The 7,063-nt window shown below is 61.3% G+C and carries 6 protein-coding genes; 2 read left to right on the top strand and 4 right to left on the bottom strand.

Going from position 1 to position 7,063, the window contains the following annotated elements:
• Positions 1-276: 276 nt before the first annotated feature.
• From BM345_RS29305 to BM345_RS29290, 4 genes are all read right to left on the bottom strand, one after another.
• A complete protein-coding gene (locus BM345_RS29305) occupies positions 277-1,239 on the bottom strand; it encodes a Bug family tripartite tricarboxylate transporter substrate binding protein (protein ID WP_093387319.1) in 963 nt (320 codons plus the stop codon).
• Between the two features lie 39 nt (positions 1,240-1,278).
• Positions 1,279-2,499, bottom strand: coding sequence for a CaiB/BaiF CoA transferase family protein (locus BM345_RS29300; RefSeq protein ID WP_093387317.1), 1,221 nt, complete (start codon positions 2,497-2,499; stop codon positions 1,279-1,281).
• A gap of 111 nt (positions 2,500-2,610) precedes the next feature.
• On the bottom strand, positions 2,611-3,750 hold the full coding sequence (locus BM345_RS29295; protein WP_093387315.1) for an FAS1-like dehydratase domain-containing protein: 1,140 nt from the start codon (positions 3,748-3,750) through the stop codon (positions 2,611-2,613).
• A 47-nt stretch (positions 3,751-3,797) separates the two neighbouring features.
• Positions 3,798-5,357, bottom strand: a complete 1,560-nt coding sequence (locus BM345_RS29290) for an acetate--CoA ligase (protein WP_093387322.1) — start codon at positions 5,355-5,357, stop codon at positions 3,798-3,800.
• Between the two features lie 193 nt (positions 5,358-5,550).
• Here BM345_RS29290 and BM345_RS29285 point away from each other — a divergent pair, with 193 nt between their 5' ends.
• Both BM345_RS29285 and BM345_RS29280 read left to right on the top strand, forming a co-directional pair.
• Positions 5,551-6,330, top strand: coding sequence for an IclR family transcriptional regulator (locus tag BM345_RS29285; RefSeq protein ID WP_093387313.1), 780 nt, complete (start codon positions 5,551-5,553; stop codon positions 6,328-6,330).
• Positions 6,331-6,355: 25 nt separating this feature from the next.
• Entirely contained in the window at positions 6,356-6,772 is a 417-nt protein-coding gene (locus BM345_RS29280; RefSeq protein ID WP_093387310.1) for a PaaI family thioesterase, read from the top strand.
• The last annotated feature ends 291 nt before the right edge of the window (positions 6,773-7,063 follow it).

Below are 7,063 nucleotides of genomic sequence, written 5' to 3'. Positions count from 1 at the left end.
GCGCGCGCCGCCTCGCCGCCGCCGGCCTCGACCTTGGCGAACTGCGACTGCAGGTCGTCCACCAGGGCGCGCATGGCGTTGGCATTGGCCTGGAATTCCCCGGACCTCGGATTGAGTTTTGTTGCTAAGACTGCCATGGACAAGTCAGGGGGTACAAAGAATCTAAAGAAAGGCGCCTCAAAACAACGCCGCTACGGGATGCTCGGACTTGGCTCGCCCACCGAACCAAGCTGTGTCGATTCACGTTCGGATATGGGAGTGAGTGAGATCTGGCCATTACTCGAGCTTGAGCCCAGCGCTCTTGATCAGTGGGCCCCACTTCTCGCGTTCGCTGCGGGCGAAGCTCGTCAACGCGTCCGGCGGCCCCCCTGCAGCTTCATGGCCGAGGTCCAAGAGGCGTTGGCGAACCTCGGGCTGTCCGAGGATCTTGCTAAGCTCCGCGTTGAGCTTCTGGACGATCACGGCCGGCGTTCCATGAGGCGCATAGAGCGCGTTCCAAGCGACCATCTGGAACCCGTCTAGCCCTTGCGAGGCCGCAGTCTTGACGCCAGGAAGAAGCGCGGACTCCTTCAGGGAAGTAACTGCGAGCGCCTTGAGCTTGCCGTTTGAGATGAACGGACGAGCAGCGCTGGCCGTATCAATGCCGACGAGTACCTGGCCGCCCATCAGATCGGTCATTGAAGTGCCAGACCCTTTGTACGGAACAGCCGTCATTGCGGCACCACCCTGCTTCTGGATCATCTCCAGTGCGAGGCGAGCTGTCGTGCTCGGTAGGCCGACGTTGATGGAGTTTGGCTTCGCCTTCGCGTCAGCCATCAATGCCGCAAAAGACGTGTACGGGGCGCTGACATTGGCGAGGACCACCATGGGGAAAGTGCTCACCAGAGAGACTGCCTCAAAATCCTTCTCCGCATCGAATGGCATGGAGGGGTAGAGGAACTGATTGAGCACATGGGTCGCGTTAGTTCCCATGACCAGCGTATACCCATCCGGCGCAGCGCGAGCCGCCTCGGCCGCGCCGATATTGCCACCCGCGCCCGCCTTGTTGTCCACAACGATGGGTTGCCCTAGCGACTTTCCCAGAAGATCGCCGAGGTATCGCGTAGCCACGTCGGTTCCCTGACCCGCCTGGTAGGGCACGATGATCCGAATCGGCTTCACGGGATAGGACTGTGCAGACGCACCGATCCCGACACATAGGACAAGTAGGACGGCAAAGACGCGAGCAAAGAAGTTCATGATGTTGTCTCCGTTGAATTATTTGTGTTTCCGTCTGGCTTAGTCGCCCGACACTGGGCACACGCCCAGCGTCGCCAGCCGCTGTATTCGCTCCTGGTCGAACCCTGCGTCGCGCAAGACAGAAGCTGCGTGCTGACCGAATCGGGGAGGTGGACTTCCCGTCACGCCGGGCGTTCTCGAAAGCTTCACCGGAACGCCAATTCCTCGATAGCCGTCCTGCTCCACCCGCATCTGCCGGTGCTGTGCGTGGGGCTGGGCGAAAGCCTCGGGGACGGTGTTGACCGGTCCGACCGGGACGCCGGCACGCATCAGGTCGCTGCACAGCTTCTCGCGTTCGCGCTGCGCAAGTGTTTTCTCGATCTCACTGCGCAGTTCACCTCGATGCTGCAAGCGCACCGCGTTGGTTTCAAAGCGCGGATCGGCAACCAGGTGGTCGAGGCCCACTGCGGCGCAGAACTTTGCGAACTGCCGATCATTGAGAATACCCAGAAAGACTTGGCCATCCAGGCACTGGAACTTGTCGTACGGCGAGATGTTGGGATGTGCGCTCCCGAGCAATCCAGGAACCTGATCGGAGTACATCCAGTTGGCCGCGTGCGGGACAAGCAAACTGAGCGCTGTGTCGAACAAGGTGGCCTCGACGCGCTGGCCCAGGCCCGTGCGGTGACGATCGTTCAGCGCAAGCAAGATGCCGGTCAATGCCGTATAGCCCGTCAGATGGTCCACGATGGGAATACCCATCCTGGTAGGCCCTGATGCGGGATCCCCATTGACGCTCATCAACCCGCACATCGCCTGCAGGACCGCGTCGTAACCGGGAAGGCCGCCGAGCGGGCCGTCGGGTCCGAAGCCAGAGATGGAGCAGTAGATGAGCTTTGGGAAACGAGGTTTGAGCTCGTCCTCGAAGTCCAGCCCCCAGCGTTGCATCGTCCCAGGAATGAAGTTCTCCACCAGAACGTCAGCATCCTTGACCATGTCCAACAAGGCTTGGCGACCTTCCGGATGCGAGAGGTTCATCACCATCGCCCGCTTCCCGCGGTTCACGGCGGTGAAATAGGCCGCGTCGCCCTTCGAGTCGAACGGCGGGCCGAGTGATCGCGTTTCGTCGCCCGAGGGGGGTTCGATCTTGATCACCTCTGCGCCGTGATCGGAAAGCATCTGGGTGCACAGCGGACCGGCCAGCACTCTGGACAAGTCGATGACGCGCAGCCCTGCTAAGGCGCCGTGCCCGCAAGCATGGCGCTCGGAAGAATTTGGCATGGTCGATCTCGAATTGGCACACTGCGGCATGCCGGCAGGGGAGCCGGCACGCCACATGAATGGCCCGGAGGGCCGATGCTTTGGATGCCCCCCGAGAGGGGCATCGGATCGTCAGCCCCGCGAGGGCAGTTCGACCACGCCCGAGGCGATCACCGACAGTTCGTCATCCTGGTTGCGGGCTTCCTGCGAAATCTCAACCAGGTGGCGGCCGTTCTCGACGAACTTGCGCACGACATGCCCCTTGATGAAAAGCATGTCGCCTTCCGGGTTGTGCCGGCGGATCTTGCAGTGAGACTTGCGAAGGAAGCCATCGTCGCCCATCCAGTTGGTCAAGTGGTTGGTCATCCACGAGGTACGCTCCGGACCGTAATCGTAGGCACCAGGCGCGCCGACCTCCAGGGCGAAGTCTTCTTCCCAGTGCACACGCTCCGGGACGTCGGGGATGCCAAAGCGGTTGGTGATGCCCACGCCGGGGTGGGCGTCGATGAGCTTCCACGCCAGCTTGTTGGCGCGGATGTACAAGCCGCCCCAGCCCTGGGCATAGGCAATGAAGCCGGTCACCGTCATCGGGCCCTTGAACATGACGGGCAGCGATTCGCCTTCCTTGACGTCTTCCCAGTAACGCGGCGTGCTGCCTCGCACTTCCTCCTGGGCATACAGCTTGTAGGCCTCCTGGATCTCTTCGGGTGAGTAGCGACGCGGTTCGCGGGCCCGCACTTCCTTGTACTTGCTGCCCTGCTCGCGGGCGTGGTCGCGTTCCGTGCGGAAGCACCAGCTATCGGCTTCGGCCACCTTGTCGCCGTCCTGATTGAAGAAGTCCACGTGGTAGATCTGCTGGACTGCACGGCCAGCGAAGCGGGTCTGGTGCTCGATCAGGTCCTTCAGATAGGCCTCGGTCCGGATCGTGTCGTTGCGCTTAACCGGCTGGTGCCATTGCCAATCGGCACCCGACCACATTGCGTGCACGCCCGGCAGGCCACCGACATAGCCCGAGACGATCCGGCTTGTCGAGAACAAGAAGCTGGGCAAGGCGACGATGCCGCCGTACTTCGACTTGGCCGCGTAATCCGGGTCACACCACAGCGGGTTGTCGTCGCCGATACCGTGGGCGTAGTGCCGGATGTTGTCGCGTGTGGCCTCGTAGCACCACGGTTCAGCGGTGGCGCCAATCTTCAGTCCGATGCGCTCGCGCAGCTCTTCCATGCCCTGGTCGGTGATTTTGGGGAAGGTGCGTTCGATCTTGGTGGACATGCTGTCTCCTGTTGAGTAAGTGGTTGAGGTTGGGTGGTGGTGGTGGTCTATGAGTGGGCGACAGCGTTGGCAGCTTCCTGCTCGCGCAGCTTCTTGCGATGGATCTTTCCAGCGGGTGTCTTGGGCAGCTCCGCGACGAAGGCGACCTGGCGTGGGTATTCGTGCTGGCTCAGACGGGAGCGCACCCCATCCTGGATTTCCTGAATGAAGGCATCGCCTGCCGGCCTGTCCGACACGACAAACGCCTTGACAACCAGGCCTCGAAGGGCATCGGGCACCCCGATCGCAGCGGCTTCCTTCACGTCCGGGTGCTTGAGGATGGCGTCTTCGACCTCGACGGCGCCGATCGTCCAGCCAGCCGAAATGATCACGTCGTCGGCTCGGCCGCCGTGCCAGAAATAGCCGTCTTCATCCACACGGCCCAGGTCCTTCGTGGCAACCCACTCGCCGCGGCGCCAGAGCTTCAGCTCACCCGAAACGCCCGGAGAGCAGACGTTTCCTTGGGCATCCTGCACTTCCACGCGTAGGCCCGGAACCGGCTTGCCCAGGGAGCCGGCCTTGACCGGGAAATCCTGCGCGCCGGGGTACGACACCAGGCAGACGCCGATCTCTGTCGTCCCGTACATGCTGCAGGCCTTGTGACCGAAAGTCGCCTCGACGAAAGATGCGGTTTCGCTGTCAATTGGCTCGCCAGTGAACGAAAGCTTCTGGAGGAAGTATTGGTGCTTCGTCGCAGCACCAGAGTTGCGCATCATCCGGTAGTGCGTGGCGGCAGCCGACAGGTTGGTGAAGCGATGCGCCTCCAGCGCCTGGAGCAGCCGTTCGCCGCTGAACTTGCCGGCGTAGGCGCCGATCGTGACCCCCATAGCCAGGGGCGCGAGCGTTCCGTGCCACAGCCCATGGCCCCAGGCTGGCGAGGAAGGACACAGGAAACGGTCGCTAGGTCGCACCCCGGTGCCATAGAGCGCGGCCAGCATCAGCGTCACGATCGCGCGGTGAGTGTGCTTCACCGCATCAGGAAGTTCGCGGGTCGTGCCGGAGGTGTACTGAAAGATCGCAAGGTCGTCGGCACGGGTGTTGACCTCGAAGTGGGCAGGGAAGCGGCTCAACGAGGACACGAATTCATCGTCAGCGACGACAACATTGAGGTCTTCTGTCGCAGGGACCACGTCCGCCTTTTCGATGTTCGTCACGAGCAGGCGCGGCTTGCAGTCCTGAACTCGAAGGCGAATGCCATCGGGACCGAAGAGCGTGAACAGGGGCACGGCGATGGCCCCCATCTTCATGGCGCCAAAGATGGAGAGATAGAACGCCCGCGAGGGCTCCAGCATCACCGCGACTCGGTCGCCGGGGCGGATGCCCTGCTCGATAAGAAAGTGAGCGAATCGCGAAGACCCTTCAGAGATCTCCTTGAATGTGAGCGATTCGTCCTCGCCATTGGCTCGCACGAGGACCACCGCCTCGCGGCTTCCATCAACGTGACGGTCGATGCACTCGTGCGCAATGTTCATGCGCTCCTTGTTGCCGTCAAAGAGTTCCCACAGCCGCTCGGAGCTGCAGTGCGCTTGCGCGTCCGCATAGGAGGTGTAGTCGGTCAGTTTGGTCATTGCCTTGTCTCTCGTTTCGTCCTTGTCGATGAAACAGACTTTGCGCGCCTCCTCTTGAATTGTCAATAGCGCTCTACGATTGTCTATGTACAATTCCAGACTGGGTCGGCCAATGTGAATCAACACCTGTTTTGCACAAGCCCTGGTGTGAAACGAACGTATGCTCGGCGCCTGAAACGAATCGGATTTATCCATGCCCTCTTCCGCACAACCCTCCACTCGTGAAGCCAAAGGGCCTCGCGTCCGGCCCGTGCCTGCCGTCTCCAGGGCGCTCGCCATCCTTCGACTGCTGGCTGCACATCCAGAGCCAATGACACTGAAGGCAATTTCAGATGAGTTGGAGATGGTCACCAGCACCTGCCTTCACATCCTTCGGGTGCTCGTCGAGGAACGAATGGTGAAGATCGAAGCTGGCACCAAGCGGTACGCCCTGGACGTGGGAGTGCTGGCGCTCGCGCATAGCGTCGTTGAGAACAATCCCTTCTCTGAGCGATTGCAAGATGCGCTAGACCGCCTTTCGGAGAAGTGGGACGTCACCACGATCGGGGTCAAGGTATCGGGCGTGGAAGACCTGGTCGTTCTGGCACTGGCCCGCTCGCGCGGCCCGTTTCGTCTCTACGTTGAAGTCGGTGGTCGGTTTCCCGCCCTAACAAGCGCAACAGGGCGGCTCGTTGCCGCTTTCGCCGAGCTGTCGGATGCGGATCTGGGACGGCACTTCAAACAGCTCAATTGGGACAACGCGCCCGAATTCGAAACTTGGAAAAAGGAGATTCGCGCCGTGGCGAAGAAGGGATTCGCGATCGACCGCGGCAACTACATGGGAGGAATCACGGTGATCGCAGTCCCCGTTTTGGATTCGCAGAAGCGACTCGCCCACGCCCTTGTCGCTATCGGTGTGTCCGATCAACTGACCAAAGAGCGCACGCAATCGTTGACAGCCGACCTCATGCTGGAAGCTCGGGCATTGTCATGACGATCGCATTCAGCCCGGGATCAAGATGAACAACATTCACGTGGAAGTTTTGGAGCAAGCGGGGTGGCGGCAACGCACGCTCGGTCGTTTTGCCGATAGGCTGGGCCCACTTTGGACCCGCAAGGAAGGCGACACCTGGGCTTACGGAATTCTGGCGACGGATGATCACCTCAATCCGGCAGGATTTGTCCATGGCGGCGTCTTGTGTGCCCTATTCGACCACGCGGTGAGCGCCTTTGCCTGGGAAGCAACAGGTCGGCGAGCGTGCGTGACGGTGCAACTCAACACCCAATTCATATCGGCGGCGCGACAAGGACAGTTCCTTGAGGCCCGCGGCAAAGTTGTACGTCTGGCGACGACACTCGCTTTCGTGGAAGCTGGGATCTCCTCCGGAGCAGATGAGCTACTTAGAGGTTCAAGCGTCCTGAGGATCATGCCTTAGTCCTTCGAGCTGAAACTATGGGCCGCCACCGGCGCCGCGCATGAGGTCGGCTCGCTAGGGGCACAGAGTTACCGAGATTTGCTGACTTCAGCCTACGACTGCTTCGGCGGCGGAAACCAGTCATCCCTAGCGGTCAACCGCTAGGTCTGGTACGGGCACACACCGGCCGAAGAGCAGACCGTCAGAACAGCAGCGATGGACTAAGCCGCTCGCGCGGCAGTTGCCTCGCCACCGCCGTGGTTGCTCGCAGGGTTTCTGGTTCTTGCCAAGTTGACGGCTGAGGCAATCCGC

Source organism: Variovorax sp. OV329 (assembly GCF_900114785.1).
Taxonomy (GTDB): domain Bacteria; phylum Pseudomonadota; class Gammaproteobacteria; order Burkholderiales; family Burkholderiaceae_C; genus Variovorax.
Note: the sequence above shows the minus strand (reverse complement) of the source record. Positions and strands in the feature narration are given on the sequence as shown.

What these genes read in the sequence shown, in the direction of transcription:
- BM345_RS29305 (WP_093387319.1), bottom strand. Translation starts at nt 1,239, where the DNA reads ATGAACTTCTTTGCTCGCGTCTTTGCCGTCCTACTTGTCCTATGTGTC.
- BM345_RS29300 (WP_093387317.1), bottom strand. Translation starts at nt 2,499, where the DNA reads ATGCCAAATTCTTCCGAGCGCCATGCTTGCGGGCACGGCGCCTTAGCA.
- BM345_RS29295 (WP_093387315.1), bottom strand. Translation starts at nt 3,750, where the DNA reads ATGTCCACCAAGATCGAACGCACCTTCCCCAAAATCACCGACCAGGGC.
- BM345_RS29290 (WP_093387322.1), bottom strand. Translation starts at nt 5,357, where the DNA reads ATGACCAAACTGACCGACTACACCTCCTATGCGGACGCGCAAGCGCAC.
- BM345_RS29285 (WP_093387313.1), top strand. Translation starts at nt 5,551, where the DNA reads ATGCCCTCTTCCGCACAACCCTCCACTCGTGAAGCCAAAGGGCCTCGC.
- BM345_RS29280 (WP_093387310.1), top strand. Translation starts at nt 6,356, where the DNA reads ATGAACAACATTCACGTGGAAGTTTTGGAGCAAGCGGGGTGGCGGCAA.